Genomic DNA, 22252 nt, shown 5'->3' with positions numbered 1-22252 from the left:
ATCGTGCGTCCTGGACCGGCGCAGACGCGCCAGAGATGTCGATTCCCAGTGTACCCGGCCCCGCGCCGGAAACCCCTGCGAACCGCCCTGCCTGTGGACGCGCGCTCAGCCCCACGTGTCCCGGGGTCCGCGCCCGCGGACGGAGCGCTTGCCCTTGCCGAAGCCGGGGCCCTGGGGGCCGAGGACGCGCACGTCCTTCACGACGCCTTCGCCGACGTCCTCGGCCATCCGCCGGACCAGCTGCGGCGCGAGCATCTTGAGCTGCTGCGCCCACGCGGACGAGTCCGTGCGCACGACCAGGACCCCCTCGGCGAACGTCTCCGGCGTGCAGTGGTCGGCGATCTGGTCCCCCACGACCTCGCGCCACCGGCCGACCACGCCGCCGACCGACACCTCCTGCACCCAGCCGCGGTCGCGGAACAGGGACGCCATCGTCGCGGACACCGTCAGCGGGTCGCGGGGATGCACGCCCGGGCCGCCGCGCTCGGCGGGGGAGAGCGGCGACCGGTCCCGGGGCGCCTGGCCCGGGCGGTAGCCCTTCGAGCGGGCGACGGAGCGGAACCGGGCGAGGGAGAGGCGGGCCATCTGGGCGGCCGGTGTCACCTCGAGCTGCTCGGCCACCGGGACCGCGGGGTCGAACGACGGGGCGTCGGCGGCCTCGGCGCCCGGGGCGGTCCCGCCGGGAACCCGGTCAGCGACGGGGTCCTCGGGGGAGGTGGCGTCCTCAGGCGACACGGGCGACCTCCGACGCCAGCACGTCGTAGCGCGACCCGGCCAGCCGCTCGGGCACGTCGCCCGGGACCGCCGCGGTGACGAACACCTGCCGGGCGCCGGCCACCATCTCGGCCAGCCGCTCGCGCCGCCTGGCGTCGAGCTCGGCGAACACGTCGTCGAGCATGAGCACCGGCTCGCCGTCGGGCCCGGAGTCGGCGACCCACAGCTGGGCGGCGTCCTCGGTGGTGCCGGCCCGCGGTCCGTTCGTCAGCAGCTCGTACGACGCGAGCCGCAGCGCGAGGGCGACGGACCAGGACTCGCCGTGGCTCGCGTAGCCCTTGGCGGGGAGGTCGCCGAGCGTGAGCACCAGGTCGTCGCGGTGCGGGCCGACCAGGCACACACCGCGCTCGAGCTCCTTGGGCCGGACCCGCGCGAGCGCCTCGAGCATCTGCGCCTCGACGGCGCGGGCGGGGGTGGCGGAGTCGGCACCGGGCTGGGCGGGGCCGGCGCCCGGCGGCAGCGTGTCCCGGTCGGCGTCCGCGCCCGCCAGCGCGGCGGCGAGCGAGGACCGGTAGCCGATCCGTGCCGCCCCCTGGCCGTCGCTGACCCGCTCGTAGGCGTCCCCGACGTACGGGTCGAGGGCCGCGACGACCGCCTGCCGCGCGACGATCACGTGCGCACCGAGCTCGGCGAGCTTGGCGTCCCAGACGTCGAGGGTGCTCAGGTCCAGGTTCGACCGGGAGCCGCGGAAACCCGCGGCCGACTTGAGCAGGGCGGTGCGCTGCTTCACCACGCGGTCGTACTCGGAGAACACGCCCGCGAGGCGGGGGGTGACCTGCACCGCCAGCTCGTCGACGAACCGCCGGCGACCGTCCGGGTCGCCCTTGACCAGCGCCAGGTCCTCGGGGGCGAACAGCACCGAGCGCAGCGCGCCCACCACGTCGCGGGCCCGGGACGGGGCGCCGTTGAGCTTCACGCGGTTCGAGCGGCCGGAGCCGAGCTGCGCCTCGATGACCAGCGCGCGCTCGGAGCCGTCGTCCTGCGCGCGCACGATGCGCGAGCGCACCACGGCCGCCGACGCCCCGGCTCGCACGAGCGGGGCGTCGGTCGGCACGCGGTGGCTGCTGAACGTCGAGACGTAGCCGATCGCCTCGACGAGGTTGGTCTTGCCCTGCCCGTTCGGACCGACGAGCGCGGTGATGCCCGGCTCGAAGGTGAGGTCGACCTGGTGGTACGACCGGAAGTCCGTCAGGGACAGGTGCGAGACGTACATCGGCGGGGCGTCAGCCCTCCGAGCGCACGCCCGACGGGGCGTCGCCGGAGATGGGGGCCCCCGCGGCCTTCACGGCGTGCCCGCCGAACTGCTGGCGCAGCGCCGCGACCGCCTTCATGGCGGGGGACTGCTCCTGGCGGGACTGGAACCGGGCGAACAGCGCGGCCGTGATGACCGGCAGCGGCACGGCGGCGTCGATCGCCTCGTCCACGGTCCACCGGCCCTCGCCCGAGTCGGCGACCCAGTCGTCGATCGCCTCGAACTGCTGGTCCTCCTCGAGCGCCTTGACCAGGAGCTCGAGCAGCCAGGACCGGACGACGGTGCCGCGCTGCCAGGCCTTCATGGTGCCGGCGACGTCGGTCACGATGTCCTTGGCGGCCAGCAGCTCGTAGCCCTCGGCGTACGCCTGCATGAGGCCGTACTCGATGCCGTTGTGCACCATCTTGGCGTAGTGGCCCGCACCGACCGCGCCCGCGTGCACGAAGCCCTCCTCGCGGGGGCCCTCCGGGCGCAGCGCGTCGAAGACCGGCATGACGCGCTCGACCTGCGCGGCGTCGCCGCCGACCATGAGGCCGTAGCCGTTGGCCAGGCCCCACACGCCGCCGGAGACGCCGACGTCGAGGAAGTGGACGCCCTTGGCGCCGAGCTGCTCCGCGTGGCCCTTGTCGTCGCCGAAGTACGAGTTGCCGCCGTCGATGACCAGGTCGCCCTCGGCGAGCAGGCCGCCGAGCTCCTCGATCACGGAGTGGGTGACGGCGCCGGCCGGCACCATGACCCACACGACGCGCTCACCGGCGGGCAGCGCCTCGACGAGCTCGGCCAGCGACGCGACGTCGGAGACGTCCGGGTTCCGGTCGTAGCCGGTGACCTCGATCCCCGCGTTCCGCATCCGGTCGCGCATGTTCGCGCCCATCCTGCCCAGACCCACCAGGCCGATCCGCATCGCTCCACCTCTCCTCGCCCGACCGCCGCCGGGACGGCTTCGCGTCCCGCGGCGTCCTTGTCGCCCGCCATTCTCCTGCGGCGGCGTGGGTGCTGACGACCGGTGGCCCCGTCTCGCAGGTCACACCCGGTGCGCGCCCTGCCGTGCCCGGGCGCGCACGCCGGGTCAGGACGCGAAGCGGATGGGGACCAGCAGGTAGCGGTACTCCTTGAGGTCCTCGCCCTCGAGCGACTCCTGGCCGGTGAACTCGACCGGCTTGTTCGGGTGCGTGAACGACAGCCGGACGAACGACGTCGTGAGGGCACCGAGGCCGTCGAGCAGGAACTGCGGGTTGAACGCCACGGCGATGTCCTCGCCGACGAGCGTCGCCTCGAGCGCCTCGGACGCCTGCGCGTCGTCGCCCTGGCCCGCGTCGAGGACCACCTGGCCGTCGGTGAAGGTCAGCCGGATCGGGGTGTTCCGCTCGGCGACGAGCGCCACGCGCTTCGCGGCGTCCGCCAGGAGCTGGGTGTTCACGACCGCGTGGATCGGCGACTCGTCCGGGAACAGCCGGCGCACGGCGGGGTAGTCCCCGTCGACCAGCAGGGACGTGGTGTGCCGGCCGCCGGCCTCGAACCCGATCAGGTCGACGCCCTGGCCGGTCGCGAGGCCCACGTTGACCGAGCCCGAGGCGCCGAGCGACTTCGCGGCGTCGGACAGCGTGCGGGCGCGCACCAGCGCGACCTCGGAGACGCCCGGGTCGGCGGGGTGCCAGGTGAGCTCGCGCAGCGCCAGGCGGTACCGGTCGGTGGCCAGGAGGGTGACCTTCTCGCCCTCGATCTCGACGCGGACGCCGGTCAGCAGGGGGAGGGTGTCGTCGCGGCTCGCGGCGACGGTGACCTGGGCGACCGCGCGGGTGAGCTCGTCGCCGTCGACCGTGCCGGTCAGCGCCGGCATCGCGGGCAGCTGCGGGTAGTCCTCGACCGGCATGGTGAGCAGGGTGAACCGGCTCGCTCCGCAGGTGACGGAGACCTTGGTGCCGTCGAGCTGCACGTCGACCGGCTTGTTCGGCAGGGCTCGGGAGATCTCGGCGAGCAGTCGGCCGGAGACCAGGACCGTGCCGGGCTCGCTCACGTCCGCGGGGATCTCGGAGCGCGCCGACACCTCGTAGTCGAAGGAGGCCAGGCGGAGCGTGCCGTCGGCCTCGGCCTCGATGCGGACGCCGGCCAGCACCGGGACCGGCGGACGGGTGGGCAGGCTGCGAGCGATCCACGTGACGGCTTCTGCGAGGACGTCACGTTCGACGCGGAACTTCATGCCCCACCCTCTCGGTCTGGGGGATCCCGGAGATCCCGTGCGCGGTGCTGAACGACCCCGGCCGGTCGAGGGCAGGGGTCGCCCCGAACACTACGCGAGTGACCAGGGCTCCGGTACCGAGACCGGGACGGTCTGTGGACGGGCGCGAAGGCCCCGGAACGTTCGCCTGGAGGGCACGAGAGCGGCGCCGGGCGGCCCGCTGCGCGTACGGGGCGGCGGGGCGCCCGGCGCACGAGGGCGCTGGGCGAACGATTCCGGGCCTCGGCGGTCGTGCACAGGGCTGTCCGGACGGCCGGCATCTCGGCCGGTCGGTCGTCGGCCGGCCCGCCAGGGCACTGACGGGCTGTGGATCTCTTTCCTAGGGATCGGTCGTCGTCATCGTCGCTTCTGTGCACTCTGGGGATTGCGGGTCTTCGCGCTGGTCAGCGCGTCGACGAGCGTGTGCACGACGGCTGTGGACCGGTTGGGGACGACGCGGACGGAGGTGGACAGTGCTCCAGGCGTCCTTCTGCGTCCACCGCGACCGTAGGTTCCGTCCACACGAATCCTGGGGGTCATCCACCGGTTTCCACAGGCGTGTCCACAGGTGTGCACATTCGTCCCAGGCCTGGTTCCTGCGCCCTGCGGGGACGAGAACGCGACGACCCGCCGCCGGCGGGTGCCGGGGCGGGTCGTCGGGGTGCGGGGCGGGGCCTCGCGGGCGCCGCGGCCGGTCAGCCGCGGCTCTCCTGCTTGATCCGGTTGGTGAGCTCGGTGACCTGGTTGAAGATCGAGCGCCGCTCGGCCATCAGCTCGCGGATCTTGCGGTTCGCGTGCATGACCGTGGTGTGGTCGCGGCCGCCGAACGCCTGCCCGATCTTCGGCAGCGACAGGTCGGTGAGCTCGCGGCACAGGTACATGGCGATCTGCCGGGCCGTGACGAGGACGCGGGACCGGGACGAGCCGCACAGGTCCTCGATCGTCAGGCCGAAGTACGCCGCGGTCTGGCCGATCACGGCGGTCGCGGTGATGTCGGCCTGGTCGTCGTCGGTGATGAGGTCCTTGAGCACGATCTCGGCCAGCGACAGGTCGACCTGCTGCCGGTTGAGGTTCGCGAAGGCGGTGACCCGGATCAGCGCGCCCTCGAGCTCGCGGATGTTGGTCGAGATCTTCGAGGCGATGTACTCGTGCACGTCGTCCGGCGCCTGCAGCTTGTCGTTCGCCGACTTCTTCCGCAGGATCGCGATGCGGGTCTCGAGGTCCGGCGGCTGCACGTCCGTGATCAGGCCCCACTCGAAGCGGGAGCGCATCCGGTCCTCGAAGCCGTTGAGCTGCTTGGGCGGCAGGTCGGAGGTCAGGACGATCTGCTTGTTCGCGTTGTGCAGGGTGTTGAACGTGTGGAAGAACTCCTCCATCGTCTGCTCCTTGCCCTGCAGGAACTGGATGTCGTCGATGAGGAGCACGTCCACCTCGCGGTAGCGGCGCTGGAAGGCGCCCGCCTTGCCCTCGGAGATGGAGTTGATGAAGTCGTTGGTGAACTCCTCGGAGTTCACGTAGCGCACCCGCACCGACGGGTACAGGTTCCGGGCGTAGTGCCCGATCGCGTGCAGCAGGTGCGTCTTGCCCAGCCCCGAGTCGCCGTAGATGAACAGCGGGTTGTAGGCCTTGGCCGGCGCCTCGGCCACCGCGACGGCGGCGGCGTGCGCGAACCGGTTGGACGAGCCGATGACGAACGTCTCGAACAGGTACTTGGGGTTCAGCCGCGCCGGTTCCGCGCTCGGGGTGGGGCCGGCGGGCTCGCGGCGGAACGGCTCGGCCCGCGCCGGCTCGACCTGCGCGGCGTCGCCGGTGCTCGGGTGCCCGGTGGCGGCGTGCGCGACGACCGGCGTCGGGCCGGACTCGGGGCCTCGGGCGGGCGGTGCGGTCGCGAGGCCGGGGGCGTCGGTCTCGAGCGAGGGGTCCACGGTGATGGCGAACCGGGCCTCGCGGCCGAGGGCGGCGGCGAGGGCGTCGGAGACCTCCTGGCGGACGCGCGTCTCCAGGTAGTCCTTGGTGAGGTCGTTGCCGACCGCGAGCAGCATCGTGCCGTCGAGCAGGCCGAGCGGCTTGGCCAGCCGCACGAAGGCGAGCTGGCGGGGCGTGATGTCGGGGCTCACCTCGAGCTGCGCCATCGCGGCCGACCAGACCTGCGTGAGCTGATCGTCCTGTCCTGACACCTGTACCTCGCTGCCGTCGTGAGTCGCGTGGTCGAGTGTCGCACGCCCCGGTGACGTGTCCACAGACTTGTCCACACCTGTGCGCGACGGTGGATCGCGCAGGATCTCGGGCCCGCCGTGGCGCGTCCGGTCCTCCGGTGCGGCGTCGTCCACAGGCTCGGCCGGCTCTGTCCACGGGGTGGGGACCGGGTTGCTGCGGAACGCGTCGGTGGACGATGCTAATGGCCGCCGGGACCGCGCGGGAGGGGATCGGGAGGATCCGTCCCGCGGCTCGGGCCTCGCGGTTTGACCCCTGCGCGCGGGCGACGTAACGTTGACCAGCCTTGAGATGGCTCCTGCTGGCGTGCCCTGACGTCGGCCGCGTCGACGACGTGGGTACCGGAGCAGTCGAGCACGGGCACGACAGACCTGGCCGGACGTCGGCCGATGTACCGAAGTACTTGGAGACCATCGTGAGCAAGCGGACCTTCCAGCCGAACAACCGGCGTCGCGCCAAGACGCACGGCTTCCGTCTGCGCATGCGGACGCGTGCCGGCCGCGCGATCCTCGCCGCCCGCCGGCGCAAGGGTCGCGCCGAGCTGTCGGCCTGACCCACCCGACGCGGTGCTGCCCGCCGCGCACCGGATGCGCCGGTCCGCCGACTTCGAGCGGACCGTGCGGTCCGGCGCGCGCGCCGGGCGGAGCACGCTGGTGGTGCACCTCGTGACGCGAACCGACCCCGGACCTGGTCCGGCGGTCGGTTTCGTCGTGTCCAAGGGGGTGGGCAACGCCGTGACCCGCAACCGGGTCAAGCGGCGGCTGCGGGCCCTGACGGGAGAGCGCCTGGGGAGCCTGCCGTCCGACGCCGACCTGGTGGTCCGGGCGCTGGCCGCGGCGGCGGACGCCGACTACGGCACGCTCGGGCGCGACCTCGACGGGGCGCTGCGCACGGCGTCCCGGCGCCGTGCCGAACGGGCCGGATCCCCGGCCGGGCCGGGGCGATGACGTCCGACCGGGCGGGCGCCGTGGCCCGTGCCCTGCGCGCGGTCGTGCGGCTGCCGCGCCGCGTGCTCGTCCTCCTGATCCGCGGGTACCAGCGCTTCGTGTCCCCGCTCACCCCGCCGACCTGCCGGTTCTACCCGTCGTGCTCCGCGTACGCCGTGATCGCCCTCGAGCGGCACGGCGTGGTGAAGGGCACGCGGCTGGCGGTCTGGCGGATCCTGCGCTGCAACCCGTGGAACCCGGGCGGCGTCGACGACGTTCCACCGGCGGGGTCGCACCGTCGACACCCGCACGACGCGGTCGCCGCCGCGCACTGACCACCTGGAGAAGTCCACGATGTCCTGGTTCGACAACATCCTGTACCCGATCATGGTCGCGGTCGCCTGGATCATGGTGCAGTTCCACTCGCTGCTGACGTGGCTGGGCCTCGACCCCGCCAGCGGCGCCGCGTGGGGGCTGTCGATCGTCGGCCTCGTGATCGTGATGCGGATCATCCTGATCCCGCTGTTCTTCAAGCAGATCAAGGCGTCCCGCGGCATGCAGATGCTCGCGCCGGACATGAAGAAGATCCAGGCGAAGTACAAGGGGAAGACCGACCCGGCGTCCCGCGAGGCCATGAGCCGCGAGACGATGGAGCTCTACCGCAAGCACGGGACCAACCCGTTCTCCTCCTGCCTGCCGATCCTCGCGCAGTCCCCGATCTTCTTCGCCCTGTTCCGGGTGCTGAACTCGCTGCCCCAGCTCGCGGACGGCAGCTACCCGCGGCCCAACCTCGGCCCGCTGACGCAGGAGCTCGCGGCGCAGGCGGAGAGCGCGACCATCCTCGGCGCGCCGCTCTCGGCGACCTTCATGAACGCCGCGGAGTTCGGGACCGCCGCGTCGAACGTGCGCTGGGTGACGATCATCCTGGTCGTCGCGATGTCCCTGACCACCTTCACCACGCAGCGCCAGCTGACGATGAAGAACATGCCGCCGGCCGCCCTCGAGGGCCCGATGGCGCAGCAGCAGAAGATGCTCATGTACGTCTTCCCGCTGATCTTCGCCTTCTCCGGCGTGAACTTCCCGATCGGTGTCCTCATCTACTGGACCACCACCAACCTGTGGTCGATGGGCCAGCAGTTCTACACGATCCGCCGGATGCCGGCGCCGGGGTCGCAGGCCGAGGCCGCGCTCAAGGCGCGGCAGGCCAGGAAGGCGGCCCACAAGGGGCTGTCGATCGAGGAGTCCGACACCCTCACGATCGAGGAGAAGCCGGTCAGCGGCCAGCGGCAGCAGCCCGTGGGCAAGGCGCGCGCGAAGAAGCGTCCGGCGGGCACGCCGGGCGCCGCGGGTGGCGCCTCGTCCGGGACGGGCGCGGCCGGCGGTGCGGCGAAGGCCGGGTCCGGGGCCGGCGGCGCGGCCGGTGCGACGGGCGGCGCGGGCGCGGCGAAGGGCGGTGCCGGCGCGGCCAAGGGCGGCGCGGCCGCTCCGAAGGGCGGCGCGGGCGCGAGCAAGGCGTCGGGTGCCGGCACGTCCGGTTCGGGCACGCCGCAGGGCAGCAGGCCCGCGGGTGGTTCGGGCTCGGGCCAGGCGACCTCCGGCAAGAAGAAGCGGAGCGGGACCGGGCAGGGCACGGGTGGCTCGGCGCAGCGCCGGCCCGGCAGCACCCCGTCCGGCACCGCGACGGACGACTGAGACCTCCGCGCCCTCGGCGCGACCCGACCCTCCCAGCAAGGAGAGCCCCACATGACCACTCCCACCGACGCAGCCGGTGAGGCCGGCGCCGTGACCCGCCTCGAGGAGGAGGGCGAGATCGCGGCCGACTACCTCGAGGAGCTGCTCGACATCGCCGACCTGGACGGGGACATCGACATCGACGTCGACCACGGCCGCGCCGCGGTGGAGATCGTCGCGGAGGAGGGCACCGAGCGCGCCCTCCGCCGGCTGGTCGGCGAGGACGGCGAGGTGCTCGACGCCCTGCAGGAGCTCACGCGTCTCGCGGTCCAGGCGAAGACCGGCGACCGCAGCCGGCTCATGCTGGACATCGCCGGGTACCGCGCCGGGCGCAAGACCGAGCTCGTCGCGGTGGCCGAGCAGGCGATCGCGGAGGTGCGGGCGTCCGGCGCCCCGGTGTCGCTGGCGCCGATGAACCCGTTCGAGCGGAAGGTCGTGCACGACGCCGTCGCCGCGGCCGGGATGACCTCGGACTCGGAGGGCGTGGAGCCGAGCCGCTACGTGGTCGTGAAGCCGGCGGGCTGACCCGCGCGGCACGTCTGCAGGAGCCCACGAGAGGCCGGTCCCGGACGGGACCGGCCTCTCGTCGTTCCGGGGCACGGCCTCTGAGGGCGTCTAGGAGAACTCGTTTCGTCGTGAAGGGACGGCAGGATCGGGACGGGTCTCGAAATGCCGCCGTGCGATCGCGGTGCCCCTGCCCGATCGTGCGTCGCACCACCGTGCCGCCCGCCGTCGCGCGCCGACCGGCGCCCGTCCGCCGAGATCGGTGGATCGCCGAGAGATCGGTGCTTCCGACCACCGATCTCGGCGTAGCCCACCGATCTCGACCCGAAGCACCGATCTCGACGCGAGGTGTCGAGTCGCTCTGACACCGGCGCGGAGGCGCCGTGGCGCGCGGGCGTCCTCGCTCCGATGCGAGGTGCCGTCGCTCGCGGGCGTCCGCGCTCCGATTCGGGGTGCGGTGGCGCGCGGGCTTCCCTTCTCTGGTGCGAGGTGCGGTGGTCACGGTGCGTCCGCTGCCCGGTGACGGGCCCGCCTCCCTGGCGAGCACGCAGCCCCTCTCGCCGGGAGAGCACACCGAGTGAGCACGCGCCCCTGTCGCCGGGGGGCCAGACCCGCGCGGGTCCGCGGCCCTGTCCCCGGGGCACACCCGCGTGAGCCCGCGGCCCTGTCGCCAGGGGTGCACGCTGGACACCCGCGTGAGCCCGCGGCGCTGTCGACGGGGGACCACGCAGCGTGGGCCCGCGGCCCTGTCACCGGGGGAGCACACCGCGTGACCCTGCGGCCGGGGCGTTCTGTCGTCGGCCCTCCGGCGACCGGCTGGATATCGGGTGCCGGCCCCGCTGGCGGGTGTGCCGAACGGCGCGCACCAGGAGTTCGTGCACGCGGCTCGGGCAGGGGAGGCGGGGCCGGAGACGGCGCCGAGCCGACCCCGGCGCGCCGCGTGAAGGGATCCCGCCTGCGGTGTCCGGGTGTCGGGTGGCCGGTGCCGTCGTCTGGCGTTCTGAGAGGGCGGACCACCGGTCGTGCGGAGCAGCCGTCCCCTGGGGCGCGACGGCGTGTGGACCGGCGGCGCGGCCGAAGAGGTGCAGGGTCGGCGGATGACGGGAGCGCGGGTGCTTCGCGTCCGGATGATCTCGCCTGGTCGCGGACGGTGCCTGGGCGCCCGTGGACTGGCTGCACGCAGCTGGCCCGCGAGCCCGGTGTTGCGACGTACGCGTGGGCCGCGTGCGGATCTGGTGGTCTCGAAGGAGCCGCCGCAGGCCCGCTCTCTAGACGGCGGAACGGATGCGCCATCGTCCTGCCGGCGATGCGCCGGAGCCCGTTCCACGTGGAACATGCGGTGAGTGACCCTTCTCGGGCGGCTGCCCGGGAGATGAACTCGGTGTCGGGTTGGCCTGCAGCGTCGGCCCGGGGCCCGGCGATGCACCGCACCTGTTGCACGTGGAACGTGCGCGGTGATCGGGTGCCCGCGCGTGCGGCGGGTGGGGGATCGCACGAGGGAGGGGCGCCGCGGGTGGCCCGGAGACCGAGCCCGCTCGCGGAACGGCTGCGGCGGTGACGTCGGGCGAGCGGTTGGCATTCAGTGGACGGATCGCCACGGGCGAATCGCGCTGGGTCGAAGGCCTCTCGACTCTGCCTCTTGCCGATCGTGTCGGGAACTCACGAGGGCCGCAGACTCGGGGCGGTGCTTCGTTTCACGTGGACCGAGCAACCGATGCTCGGCGCCGGTCCGGTCCGCCCGGGGAACGCCGGTCCTGGTGAACCGGGGCTCGACCTCGGACCCGCAACCAGCGCGCGGTTCGGGAGGCGCAGCATCGTCGTCAGCCCTTGTTCCACGTGGATCACGTGGAACAACCCGGGGACGGACGTGGCCCGCGGGCGGCGCGTCGCGAGTCAGGCGATGACACCGGGATGCGCAGGCAGTTGAGCCCTCACGGCTCTCCACGCCCTCGCTCGCCTAGACCGTCCCCCAGGACCACCAGGGCCACCGACCCCAGGACCGCCGACTCACCAGGAACGCCCAGACACCAGGAACGCCAACTAACTCACCAGGAGCACGGTCCCGCCGGGACCACCGGACCACCGGGAGCACCGGGAGCACCGGGAGCACCGGGAGCACCGGGAGCACGGGGGAGCACGGGGGAGCACCGGGAGCACCGGGACCCGGACCCACCGGGACTACCGGGACGACGGACCCAGCGGAACCGGGACGACCGGCCCACCGGGAACCAGAGCACCCGGCCCGCAAGGAACCAGCACCACCGGCCCACCGGAGTCACCGGTGATCGAGGCCCGGGCCCCCCGCGCCTAGGAGCAGCCCGCAAGAACGGCCGGCGGGACGGAACCGGCGGCCCACGCTGACGCACCCCCGCTGCTCGGCCCGCCGTGCTCCGGCCGGCCCCGTTCCACGTGGAACACGACTGCCCGCCACGCCCGCCCGCGGGCAGGGGGCGTCGGAGCCGCGCGGTACCGTAGGAGCCCAGTGCGCACCGGCCCCGGCGGGCCGCGCGCACCACCCGATCCCGAGACCAGGGGAGTGCTGTGCGGCCTGAGTCCGCCCCCGCGCGCGACGACGAGCAGCGCGACGCGCTCGTCGACCCCTTGGACGGCGATCCGCGCCTGCCGGAGCACTTCGGTGCGGCCTGGCCCGCCGTCGAGAGGTTCCACGCCATGCTGCGTGACCAGGGCGTTCTCCGCGGCCTGGTCGGCCCCCGCGAGGTCTCGCGCCTCTGGGAGCGTCACGTGGTGAACTCGGCCGCGGTGGTGCCGTTCCTGCCCGAGACCGGGACGATCGTGGACGTCGGAAGCGGCGCCGGCCTGCCGGGGATCGTGGTGGCGGCGATGCGTCCGGGCGCCGACGTCGTGCTGCTGGAGCCGATGGAGCGTCGGACGGACTGGCTGTCCGAGGTGGTCGACGCCCTCGGCCTGACCAACGCCCGCGTGCTGCGCGGGCGCGCCGAGGACCAGATCGGGAGCCTCCGGGCCGACGCCGTCACCGCGCGGGCCGTCGCGGCGCTCGACAAGCTGTACGGCTGGACCCTCCCGCTGCTCGCGGTGGGCGGTCGCCTCGTGGCGCTCAAGGGCGGCCGGGCCCAGGACGAGGCGGAGGCCGCGGCAGCGGTGGGGGAGCGGCTCGGGGGTGGACCGGCGTCGATCGAGGTCGCGCCGACGCTCCCCGGGCTGGAGCCGACCAGCGTGGTCCTGGTGACCCGCACGGGCCCCGGCACCGCGCCGGCCCCGGCGGGCGGCCGCGTTTCACGTGGAACGGAGGGCCGGTCCCGCCGACCGCGCCGCTCGACGAAGGGACAGGGCGCGTGACGACGAACCCGAGCCGCTGGGAGATCGAGGACCCCGACGAGCGGCGGCGTGCCGCGCTCGTCGAGAGCCTGCCGCCCGCGGACGACGACACCCCGCTGATGGCGGAGCTGCGCCAGGACGCCCGCCGTCGGATCGAGCTGCGCGGGCGGACGTTCCCGCGGCCGGACCGCACGCGTGTCATCACCGTCGCGAACCAGAAGGGCGGCGTGGGGAAGACGACCACGACCGTGAACCTGGCGGCGGCGCTGGCGCAGTCCGGCCTGCACGTCCTCGTGATCGACAACGACCCCCAGGGCAACGCGTCCACGGCGCTGGGCGTGGACCACCGCGCCGGAGTGACCTCGGTGTACGACGTGCTCGTGGACGGGACGCCGCTCTCCGAGGCGGTGTACCCGAGCCCGGACGTGCCCAACCTCTGGTGCGCCCCGGCCACGATCGACCTCTCCGGCGCCGAGATCGAGCTGGTGTCGATGGTGGCGCGGGAGACGCGCCTGCGGAACGCGGTGCACGCGTACCTGGAGGAGCGCGAGCGGCAGGGCGAGCCCAGGATCGACTACGTGCTCGTGGACTGCCCGCCCAGCCTCGGGCTGCTGACGGTCAACGCCTTCGTCGTCGGGGACGAGGTGCTCATCCCCATCCAGTGCGAGTACTACGCGCTGGAGGGCCTGAGCCAGCTGCTCAAGTCGATCGAGCTGATCCAGGCGCACCTCAACCGCGGGCTGCACGTGTCGACGATCCTGCTGACGATGTACGACGGGCGGACGAACCTCGCCCAGCAGGTCGCGCAGGAGGTCCGGGAGCACTTCCCCGACAAGACCCTCCGGACGACGGTGCCGCGGTCGGTGCGCGTGTCGGAGGCGCCGTCCTACGGCCAGACGGTCCTGACGTACGATCCCGGCTCGAGCGGTGCCCTGGCCTACCTGGAGGCGGCGCGAGAGCTCGCCGAGCGCGGCACCAGCGCCGCCCGGCAGAAGGAGGACGCGTGAGCGAGAAGCGGCGAGGGCTCGGGCGCGGCCTGGGCGCGCTCATCCCCACCGGGGCGGAGCCCCGCGAGGGGGACCGGCCGGTCGACGTCTTCTTCCCGGACCGCACCACCGCGGACGACCGCGGCCCGCGCTCCGACGCGCTGACCAGCAGGGACACCCGCGGGGCGACCGAGGCGCCGCCCGACGGAGCACCTGTCGACCACCGGGCGCCCTCGGCGCGGGCGGCCACGGCCGCACCGGCGCCCGCGGCCGCCGCCCCGCGGTCCAACGGCCGCAAGGGCGTGCCGTCCCTCACCGTCCGCCAGCCGGCGCGCACGCGGTCGCAGGCGCCGGCCGGGCCCGCACCGGCCGACGAGGTGCCGCCGATGCCGCCGACCGCCGAGGTCGACGACCTCGTCCCCGTGCCCGGCGCGGTGTTCGCGGAGCTGCCTGTCGGATCCATCCGGCCGAACCCGCGGCAGCCGCGGTCGGTGTTCGACGAGGACGCGCTCGACGAGCTGGTCGGCTCCATCCGCGAGATCGGCGTGCTGCAGCCCGTCGTCGTGCGCGCGGTGGACGACGGCTACGAGCTGATCATGGGGGAGCGGCGCTGGCGCGCGACCCAGGCGGCGGGGCTGGACACGATCCCGGCGATCGTGCGGCAGACGGAGGACGCGGACCTGCTCCGCGACGCCCTGCTCGAGAACCTGCACCGTTCCCAGCTCAACCCGCTGGAGGAGGCGGCGGCATACCAGCAGCTGCTGGACGACTTCGGCTGCACGCACGACGAGCTGGCCCGGCGGATCCACCGGTCGCGGCCGCAGATCTCCAACACCCTGCGCCTGCTGCGGCTGCCCCCGCTCGTCCAGCGCCGGGTCGCCGCGGGCGTGCTGTCCGCGGGCCACGCCCGCGCCCTGCTCGGCCTGAGCGACGGTGCGGCGATCGAGCGGCTCGCGCAGCGGATCGTGGCGGAGGGGCTGTCGGTGCGCGCGGTCGAGGAGATCGTCGCGCTCGGCGCCGAGGACGGGACCCCGAAGCGCCGGCGGCCGCGTGCAGGGCTGCGCAACGAGGCCCTGGACGACCTGGCGAGCCGGCTCTCCGACCGGTTCGAGACCCGCGTGAAGGTCGACCTGGGCAAGCAGCGCGGCAAGCTCACGGTGGAGTTCGCGTCGGTGCAGGACCTGAACCGCATCCTGTCGAGCCTGGCCCCCGACGACCCGGGCATCCTGCGCTCCTGACCGTCCGACGCCACGAGGCGCGGCTTCCCCCACGGGATGCCGGCGCCTCGTGGCGTGCGTCCTGGGCCGCCTCAGCGGTCGGAGAGGCCCGCCTCCACCAGGCGGCGGTACAGCGTCGGCAGGTGGTGCCCGCCGGCCTCCGCGCCCTGCGGGAACAGGGAGGTCTCGGTCATGCCCGGTGCGACGTTCACCTCGAGGAACCACGGCTGGCCGTCCGCGTCGATGATGAGGTCCGTCCGGGACAGGTGGCGCAGGCCGAGCACCTGGTGGGCGGCCACGGCCGTCTCGGCGGCGCGCGCCGCGAGGTCGTCGGGCAGCCGGGCGGGGGCGAAGTACTCCGTGCGGCCGGGGTTGTACCGGGCGTCGTAGTCGTAGGGGCCGTCCGTGACGACCTCGACGGCGGGGAGCGCCACCGGGGAGCCGTCGAGCTCCACCACGCCCACCGCGACCTCGACGCCCTCGACGGCCCGCTCGATGAGCGCGGTGTCGCCGTACGCGAAGCAGGCCACCATCGCGGCGGGCAGGTCCTCGGCGGTCCGCACGAGCGTGACGCCGAGCGCCGAACCGCCCCGGGACGGCTTCACGACGAGCGGGAGCCCGAGCTTCGCGACGACGGCGTCCATGACGCGCCCCGCGCCGAGCTCGCGGAACAGGCTCTGCGGCAGCGTGACGAACTCGGGAGTCGCGATCCCCGCGCGGGTGACCGTCGTCTTGGCGATCGGCTTGCTCCAGGCGACCCGGCTCGCGCGCGGCCCCGTGCCGAGGCTCGGCAGGTCGAGGAGCTCCAGGACGTCGCGCACCGAACCGTCCTCACCGCTCGCGCCGTGCAGCAGCGGCCAGACGAGGTCCGGCCGGGTCTCGGCGAGGGCGGGCACCAGGTCGGCGTCGACGTCGTGCACGGACACGTCGATCCCGGCCGAGCGCAGGGCCTCCGCGACGCGTCGGCCCGAGCGGAGGGAGACGTCCCGCTCGTGCGACAGACCGCCCGCGAGGACGACGACGCGCGGGGTGGCGGGGACGGGGTCGAGCGGCACGGTCGGGTCCTCCTGGTACGGCCGCGGGCGGCCGGTCGTCGACGGGCGGGGGCGGCGCCGGGCCGCGCGGGCAGCCGGCGCCGCCTCGACCGTACCGGGTCGCGGGTGCGGCCGGACGCGCGACGCCCGACCGGCCGAGGGGTCAGGCCAGGTCGGGGCCGGGGGACTGCACGTCGCCGCGGGCCGCGTGGGCCCCGGTGCCGAACAGCGACACGAGCTCGCTCTCCGCGGACACGACGCCGGCCAGCCGGCGGACGCCCTCGCGGATGCGCTCCGGGGTCGGGAAGCAGAACGACAGCCGCATGTGGTCGGTGCCCTGCCCGTCGAAGTAGAACGCCGTCCCCGGGACGTAGGCCACCCGGGCGGTGACGGCCCGGGGGAGCATGGCCTTGGCGTCCAGGCCCTCGGGCAGCCGCACCCAGGTGTAGAACCCGCCGTCCGGCACGGTCCACGACGCGTCGGGCAGGTGCTCGGCGAGGGCGCCGACCATGGCGTCGCGCCGCTCCCGGTACAGCTCGCGGAAGGCCTTGACCTGGCCCTTCCAGTCGCAGGTGGCGAGGTAGGCGCTGATCGCCAGCTGGGAGGCGTTCGAGGGCGACAGGATCGCGGACTCCGACGCCAGCACGAGCTTCTCCCGGACGGCGTGCGGCGCGACGGCCCAGCCGACCCGGTAGCCCGGGGCGAACGTCTTGGAGAACGAGCCGAGGTAGATGACGCCCTCGTCGCTCATGGACCGCATCGCGGGCAGCGGTTCGCGGTCGAAGCCGAGCAGGCCGTAGGGGTTGTCCTCGAGCACCAGCACGCCGTACCGGGCGGCGATCTCGAGGATCCGCGGCCGCCGCTCGGCGGACAGCGTGACGCCGGCGGGGTTGTGGAAGTTCGGGACCGTGTAGAGGAGCTTGACCCGGCGGCCCTGCCGCGCGAGGTCGGCGAGGGTGGTCTCCAGCGCCTCCGGGATCAGCCCTTCGGCGTCGAGCGGCACGTGCACCACGTCGGCCTGGTACGCGCGGAACACGCCGAGCGCGCCGACGTACGACGGGGCCTCCGCGACGACCACGTCACCCGGGTCGACGAACAGCCGGGTCACGAGGTCGAGCGCCTGCTGCGAGCCGGTGGTCACCACGACGTCGTCGGGGTGCGCCTCGATGCCCTCGAGCCGCATCACCTCGAGGATCTGCTCCCGCAGCGTCTCGTCGCCCTGGCCGGAGCCGTACTGCAGGGCGGTGGTGCCACGGGTGGCCACGACCCGCTGGGCGAGGTCCCCGATCACGTCCAGGGGGAGGCCCTCGAGGTACGGCATGCCGCCCGCGAGCGACACCACCTCGGGGCGGTTCGCGACGGCGAACAGCGCGCGGATCTCCGAGGCGCGCATGCCGTGCGTGCGCTCGGCGTAGGAGCCGAGCCAGCGGTCGAGCCGCGTGCCGGCGGCCGGGGTCGGGTGGGGGCCCGACGCCGTGCCGTCGGGCCGCTCGAGAGCGGTCATCTCCCGAGTGTGCCACGCCACCCCCGCCACCCCTCGCCCTGTCCACCACGGGCGCGCCGCACGTGCACGAAGCCTCCCCGTCCGGCGGACGGGGAGGATCCGGGGTCAGGCGGTGCCGGGCCCGGCGGTCACCAGGTGGCGATCTCCGCCAGCGCGGCGTCCAGCTCTGCCGCGTAGGCGCGCTTCTCACGCGCTCCGACCAGCGTCCGGACCAGGTCGCCCTGGTGGAACACGTAGAGGGTCGGGATCGAGACGACGTTGTACCGCGCGGCCAGGTCCTGCTCCGCCTCGGTGTCGACGGCGACGAACCGGAGCCGCCCCGCGTAGGTGACCGCGAGCTCCTCGAGCACGGGGGTCACCATGCGGCACGGCACGCACCAGTCCGCCCAGAAGTCCACGACGACGGGCAGCTGGGACCGCAGCACCTCCTGCTCGAAGGTGCCGGCGGTCACCGCGAGGGCGGCGGCCACGCCGGGGCTCAGTGCCCGGCGGCGGCCGCGGCCGAGGCGGTGTCGGCGCCCTGCGCGTCCAGCGCGTCGGCGGCGTCGACGTCCGCCCGCTCGACGGCGGCGGGGATCTCGGCCGGGGAGGCCGGGTCCACGTCGCCGAGCGCGGCCAGGTAGTGCTGCGCGTCGAGCGCGGCCGAGCAGCCGGAGCCGGCGGCGGTGATCGCCTGGCGGTAGGTGTGGTCCACCGCGTCGCCCGCCGCGAACACGCCGGGCAGGTTGGTCCGGGTGGACCGGCCCTCGACGACGATGTAGCCGTTCTCGTCCAGGTCCACCTGGCCCGCCAGCAGCTCCGTGCGCGGCACGTGGCCGATCGCGACGAAGACGCCGGTCGCGCCGTGCTCGCGGGTCTCGCCGGTGACGGTGTCGCGCAGGGTGACGCCGGTGACCTTCTCGTCGCCGTGGATGCCCACGACCTCGGAGTTCCACGCGAACTGGATCTTCGGGTCGTTCTTGGCGCGGTCGGCCATGATCTTCGAGGCCCGCAGCTCGTCGCGGCGGTGCACGATCGTCACCGACTTGCCGAACCGGGTGAGGAAGGTGGCCTCCTCGACCGCGGAGTCCCCGCCCCCGACCACGATGATGTCCTGGTCGCGGAAGAAGAACCCGTCGCAGGTCGCGCACCAGGACACGCCGCGCCCCGACAGGCGCTTCTCGTCGTCCAGGCCGAGCTCGCGGTAGGCGGAACCGGTCGACAGGATGACCGCGCGGGCGCGGATCGTCTCGCCGCCGCCGGTGACGATCGTCTTGACCGGTCCGGCCAGGTCCAGCTCGACGGCGTCGTCCCAGAGCACCTCGGCACCGAACCGCTCGGCCTGCTTCTGCAGGTTGTCCATGAGGTCCGGGCCCAGGATCCCGTCGGGGAATCCGGGGAAGTTCTCGACGTCGGTGGTGTTCATCAGCGCGCCGCCCGCGGTGACGGAGCCCGCCACCACGTAGGGGGCCAGGCCCGCGCGCGCCGCGTAGATCGCGGCGGTGTACCCGGCGGGGCCGGAGCCGACGATGACGATGTCGCGGACGGGGGTCTCGGTCACGGTGCTTCCTCGAGGTCGGGGAACGAGCTGATGCAGCGGAGAACAGATCCTAGGCGCGGTCTGTTCCGTCCCGCCGGGGGTGCCTGGTCGCAGGGGTCAGGACACCGAGATGTTGGAGATCTCGATGCGGTTCTGGCCGTCGGGCGTCTGGGCCAGGGAGGGGAACCAGAGCACGATGCTCTGGGTCTCGGTCGGCTGCGAGAGGGTCAGGACGGTCTGGGGCGCGAGGGCACCGGAGGCCAGCACGTCGCCCGCCGTCGGGTTCGCGGCATCCGTCGAGCGCACCTCGACGGCGCCGCCGGACCCGTTGACGTCGAGCGTGATCGCCGACACCGTGGCGGGCGCCTGCAGGGTGATGACGAGCCCGACGGCGTCCTTGAACCCCGCGTAGTCCGGACGGTTGTACGTGTGGGTGTACCAGGAGGTCGCGGGGTCGCCGTCGATCAGCCGGCCCACGAGCTCCTCGTGCTCGCCGTCGCCGTCGGACGGGTCGATGCTCGTGACGGCGGCGATGGCGGGAGGCGCCGCGGCGGGGGCCTGCTCCTCACCGGCCGGCGCCTGCTCCTCCGCGGGGGCCTCGGCGGCCGGGGCGGACGTGGCCGGCGCGGGCGTGGGCTCGGCGGTGCTGTCACCCGGCGACCGGAACGGCGCGAGCACGTTGCTGATCGCGATGATGACGCCGATGACCACGGCCAGGGCGACGCCGCCGAGCACCCAGCGCGTCGGGTCGATGCGCCGTTCGGCGAGGGGCGCGTCGCGCTCCTCGGCCGGGAACGGCAGGTCCCAGCCGGGGCGGTCGGACGGGGCGTCGGCGGGCGACGTGGCCTCCGCCGTCCTGCCGGGATCGGAGCCGAACGGCGGGAAGACCCGCGGCTCCGCGGCGTCGGGCACGGCCGGGCGCCAGCCGTCGGCGGGGGCCTGCTCGGCGTCCGGGGCCGTGGGGTCCGCAGCGGTCGCGGGGCCCGCGGGCTGCGCGGCGGACGCGCCCGCGGAGGCCGCGCCGGCAGCGGCGGTCCGCCCGGGCGACCGGCCGAACGCGGAGGTCGTCCGGCGCACGGTCGGCGCGGCGGCCGCGGCGTCCTCGTCCGAGGTGGCGCGTGCGTCGCGAGCATGCTCGTCCGGGGCGGAGCCCGCCTCGTCCTCGCGCGCGGCGCCGACGCCGGTGATGCCGGCGACCGCCAGGTCCGCGGCAGCCGGCTCGCGCCGGGCGTCGTCCTCGCGGGCGGGCGCTTCGGGGGAGGCGGGGGACGACGTGCCGGCGGCGTCCTCGGCAGGGCGGTCGGCGGCCGGGCTGTCCGCGGCCGGGCTGTTCGCAGCCGGGCGGCCGGCGGCCGGGCTGTTCGCAGCCGGGCGGCCGGCGGCAGCGGGTGCAGGCTCGGCGCCCGGCTCCGTGGCGGGTGCGGGCTCGGCCGGCGACCCCGAGCGTGCCGGGGGGACGACGGGCGCGGCCTCGGGCGCGACGGCGGGTCCCGCGCCCGCCGCGGCCGTGGCGGGTGTGCCCGTGCGGTCGGCGTCGGCGCCGCGCGGGGCGTCGGGGCGTGCCGCCTCGGGGCGTGCCGCATCGGTGGGCGCGGCCCCGGGCCGTCCGGCCGCCGTGGCCGCGGCGTCGGCGGGGCGGGCGGCCGGAACCGCCGTGGTCCCGCGGCTCGAGGTCCGGACCGGGCCGCGGCCTGCCGGGGGGATCGACGCCGGCGGGCTGGCCGGCGGGATCGCCGGCGGCGGCGTGCCCGGCCGGCGAGCGCCGGCGCTCGGGGTGCCGGAGCTGAAGGCGGAGCGCACGGACTGCCGGGCGACGCTGCCGGCAGCGGCACCCGCGGCGGCCGTGCCCGCGGCGGCACCTGCTCCGCCGCCGGCCGTCGCTCCCGCGGCCCCCGCGGCACCGGCGGCGGGCGCGCCCGCCGCACCCGCGCTCGCAGCGCCCGCACCCGCGGCACCCGCGGCGCCCACGCCGGCGGCGCCCGCACCCGCGGCACCCGCACCGCCCCGCGGCGCGCCCTGCGCCGGCGTCGTCGTGTCGTCCGCTGCGGGCTTCTGGTCGTCGGTCATCGGGCTGCTTCCCGTCGGAGGTGCGGTGGTCGTGCCGGTCCCCGCCGCGGCGGCGGCCGCACCGGCGGCCACCCCGGCCCGTGCGGCGGGGGCCGCGGGGGGCTGACCCGGCAGGGCGGGCCAGCGACCGGCGTCGGCGGCGCGGAAGATCTCGTCGGCGCGGACGGCGCGCCACGGCTCGAGCTCGCGCACGAGCTCGCCGGGGCTGTGCGGTCCGTCGTCGTGCGGTCCGAGCGTGACCGCGCACAGCGTGTCGAGGTCGGCGGGGACGCTCGGCACCAGGTCGACCGGCGGCAGCGGCGCGCCCTCGTGCTCGGGTGCGATCGGCAGGCCGGCGTCGAGCTCGACGGCCGCGCGGGCCGGCGTCCCGCCCGCCGACCACTCGGCGAACGTGGGCACGGCAGCCTGTCCGGAGGCGGACACCGACGGCCACCGGCCGGTCAGGGCGGCGTACAGCACGCGGACCAGGCCGACCGCGTCCGCGCGGCTCATCGCGTGCGCCGTGCCGCCGGCGGCGCCGACCAGCTCGCCGTCGACCGCGAGGCCCTCCAGCACCACCCGGCCGGCGGCGGTGAGGACGACGGCGTCGGGACGCAGGGCGAGGTGGTGCACGCCGCGGCGGCGGGCGGCCTCCAGGGCGGCGGCGACCTCGCCCACGACGGCGCGCGCCTGGTCGGCGGGCAGCGGGGCCCGGCCGGCGAGGGACGCGAGGCTGCGGCCCTCGACGGCGGCCGTGATGACGTAGCCGGTGCCGTCGGCCTGGCCGACGTCGAGGATGCGGGCGAGCCGGGGCTCGACCACGAGCGCGGCACGCCGGGCGGCGTCCAGGACCGCGGCGGTGCGCGGTCCGGACACCAGCGTCACGGTCACGGGCCGGGCGAGGATCTGGTCGGTGGCCGTCCAGCGCTCGGCGGACGGCAGGTCGGTGGGCCGGCGCTCGTCGAGCCGGTAGCGGCCGGCGATCGTGCCGCCGAGCCGGCCGAGCACGGGGGCGTCGGGGCGTCCGGGG

18 protein-coding genes are annotated in these 22252 nt (G+C 75.0%); 8 read left to right on the top strand and 10 right to left on the bottom strand.

All coding sequences use genetic code 11. The annotated features are described in order from the left end of the window. Nucleotides 1-105: 105 nt before the first annotated feature. The 5 genes from MHY85_RS08360 to dnaA form a co-directional block, all read right to left on the bottom strand. Nucleotides 106-735 carry a DUF721 domain-containing protein gene (locus MHY85_RS08360; RefSeq protein WP_239195418.1) on the bottom strand — a complete coding sequence of 210 codons (630 nt, stop codon included), beginning with the start codon at nucleotides 733-735 and terminating at the stop codon, nucleotides 106-108. Then, nucleotides 725-1987: a DNA replication/repair protein RecF gene (recF, locus tag MHY85_RS08355; RefSeq protein ID WP_239195416.1), complete on the bottom strand. Its 1263-nt coding sequence runs from the start codon at nucleotides 1985-1987 to the stop codon at nucleotides 725-727. Before recF ends, MHY85_RS08360 begins: the two co-directional genes overlap by 11 nt. Nucleotides 1988-1997: 10 nt before the next feature. Next, on the bottom strand, nucleotides 1998-2930 hold the full coding sequence (gene gnd, locus MHY85_RS08350; RefSeq protein WP_239195414.1) for a phosphogluconate dehydrogenase (NAD(+)-dependent, decarboxylating): 933 nt from the start codon (nucleotides 2928-2930) through the stop codon (nucleotides 1998-2000). A 165-nt stretch (nucleotides 2931-3095) separates the two neighbouring features. Continuing rightward, entirely contained in the window at nucleotides 3096-4226 is a 1131-nt protein-coding gene (dnaN, locus tag MHY85_RS08345) for a DNA polymerase III subunit beta (RefSeq protein WP_239195410.1), read from the bottom strand. A 713-nt stretch (nucleotides 4227-4939) separates the two neighbouring features. Beyond that, on the bottom strand, nucleotides 4940-6376 hold the full coding sequence (gene dnaA / locus MHY85_RS08340) for a chromosomal replication initiator protein DnaA (RefSeq protein WP_239195439.1): 1437 nt from the start codon (nucleotides 6374-6376) through the stop codon (nucleotides 4940-4942). A 497-nt stretch (nucleotides 6377-6873) separates the two neighbouring features. On the opposite strand from dnaA, the gene rpmH reads away from it, so the two are divergent. The 8 genes from rpmH to MHY85_RS08300 all read left to right on the top strand — a co-directional run bounded on the left by rpmH (nucleotide 6874) and on the right by MHY85_RS08300 (nucleotide 15140). After that, nucleotides 6874-7011: a 50S ribosomal protein L34 gene (rpmH, locus tag MHY85_RS08335; protein WP_010849920.1), complete on the top strand. Its 138-nt coding sequence runs from the start codon at nucleotides 6874-6876 to the stop codon at nucleotides 7009-7011. Further along, on the top strand, nucleotides 6950-7405 hold the full coding sequence (gene rnpA / locus MHY85_RS08330; protein ID WP_308191343.1) for a ribonuclease P protein component: 456 nt from the start codon (nucleotides 6950-6952) through the stop codon (nucleotides 7403-7405). Before rpmH ends, rnpA begins: the two co-directional genes overlap by 62 nt. Beyond that, on the top strand, nucleotides 7402-7719 hold the full coding sequence (gene yidD, locus MHY85_RS08325; RefSeq protein WP_239195405.1) for a membrane protein insertion efficiency factor YidD: 318 nt from the start codon (nucleotides 7402-7404) through the stop codon (nucleotides 7717-7719). Before rnpA ends, yidD begins: the two co-directional genes overlap by 4 nt. A gap of 19 nt (nucleotides 7720-7738) precedes the next feature. Beyond that, nucleotides 7739-9076, top strand: coding sequence for a membrane protein insertase YidC (yidC, locus tag MHY85_RS08320; RefSeq protein ID WP_308191342.1), 1338 nt, complete (start codon nucleotides 7739-7741; stop codon nucleotides 9074-9076). A 51-nt stretch (nucleotides 9077-9127) separates the two neighbouring features. Next, on the top strand, nucleotides 9128-9640 hold the full coding sequence (locus MHY85_RS08315) for a R3H domain-containing nucleic acid-binding protein (protein ID WP_239195404.1): 513 nt from the start codon (nucleotides 9128-9130) through the stop codon (nucleotides 9638-9640). 2520 nt (nucleotides 9641-12160) lie between these two features. Next, nucleotides 12161-12937 carry a 16S rRNA (guanine(527)-N(7))-methyltransferase RsmG gene (rsmG, locus tag MHY85_RS08310; RefSeq protein WP_239195403.1) on the top strand — a complete coding sequence of 259 codons (777 nt, stop codon included), beginning with the start codon at nucleotides 12161-12163 and terminating at the stop codon, nucleotides 12935-12937. A gap of 98 nt (nucleotides 12938-13035) precedes the next feature. Then, entirely contained in the window at nucleotides 13036-13923 is an 888-nt protein-coding gene (locus MHY85_RS08305) for a ParA family protein (protein ID WP_239195437.1), read from the top strand. Then, nucleotides 13920-15140: a ParB/RepB/Spo0J family partition protein gene (locus tag MHY85_RS08300; protein WP_239195402.1), complete on the top strand. Its 1221-nt coding sequence runs from the start codon at nucleotides 13920-13922 to the stop codon at nucleotides 15138-15140. Before MHY85_RS08305 ends, MHY85_RS08300 begins: the two co-directional genes overlap by 4 nt. Nucleotides 15141-15211: 71 nt before the next feature. Here MHY85_RS08300 and MHY85_RS08295 read toward each other — a convergent pair whose 3' ends face one another. From MHY85_RS08295 to MHY85_RS08275, 5 genes are all read right to left on the bottom strand, one after another. After that, on the bottom strand, nucleotides 15212-16174 hold the full coding sequence (locus MHY85_RS08295; protein WP_239195396.1) for a D-alanine--D-alanine ligase: 963 nt from the start codon (nucleotides 16172-16174) through the stop codon (nucleotides 15212-15214). Nucleotides 16175-16316: 142 nt separating this feature from the next. After that, nucleotides 16317-17657, bottom strand: coding sequence for a PLP-dependent aminotransferase family protein (locus tag MHY85_RS08290; protein WP_239195394.1), 1341 nt, complete (start codon nucleotides 17655-17657; stop codon nucleotides 16317-16319). A gap of 128 nt (nucleotides 17658-17785) precedes the next feature. Then, the gene (gene trxA / locus MHY85_RS08285; RefSeq protein ID WP_239195393.1) at nucleotides 17786-18127 is read right to left on the bottom strand and encodes a thioredoxin; all 342 of its coding nucleotides are present in this window, start codon (nucleotides 18125-18127) and stop codon (nucleotides 17786-17788) included. 8 nt (nucleotides 18128-18135) lie between these two features. Next, nucleotides 18136-19197 carry a thioredoxin-disulfide reductase gene (trxB, locus tag MHY85_RS08280; protein WP_239195391.1) on the bottom strand — a complete coding sequence of 354 codons (1062 nt, stop codon included), beginning with the start codon at nucleotides 19195-19197 and terminating at the stop codon, nucleotides 18136-18138. A gap of 96 nt (nucleotides 19198-19293) precedes the next feature. Then, a partial coding sequence (locus MHY85_RS08275; protein ID WP_239195389.1) for a hypothetical protein occupies nucleotides 19294-22252 on the bottom strand: 2959 nt, incomplete at its 5' end.

Source organism: Cellulomonas sp. ACRRI (genome assembly GCF_022346185.1).
Lineage (GTDB): Bacteria > Actinomycetota > Actinomycetes > Actinomycetales > Cellulomonadaceae > Cellulomonas.
The sequence above is the reverse complement of the archived record's forward strand: the minus strand, read 5'-3'. Positions and strand labels throughout refer to the sequence as shown.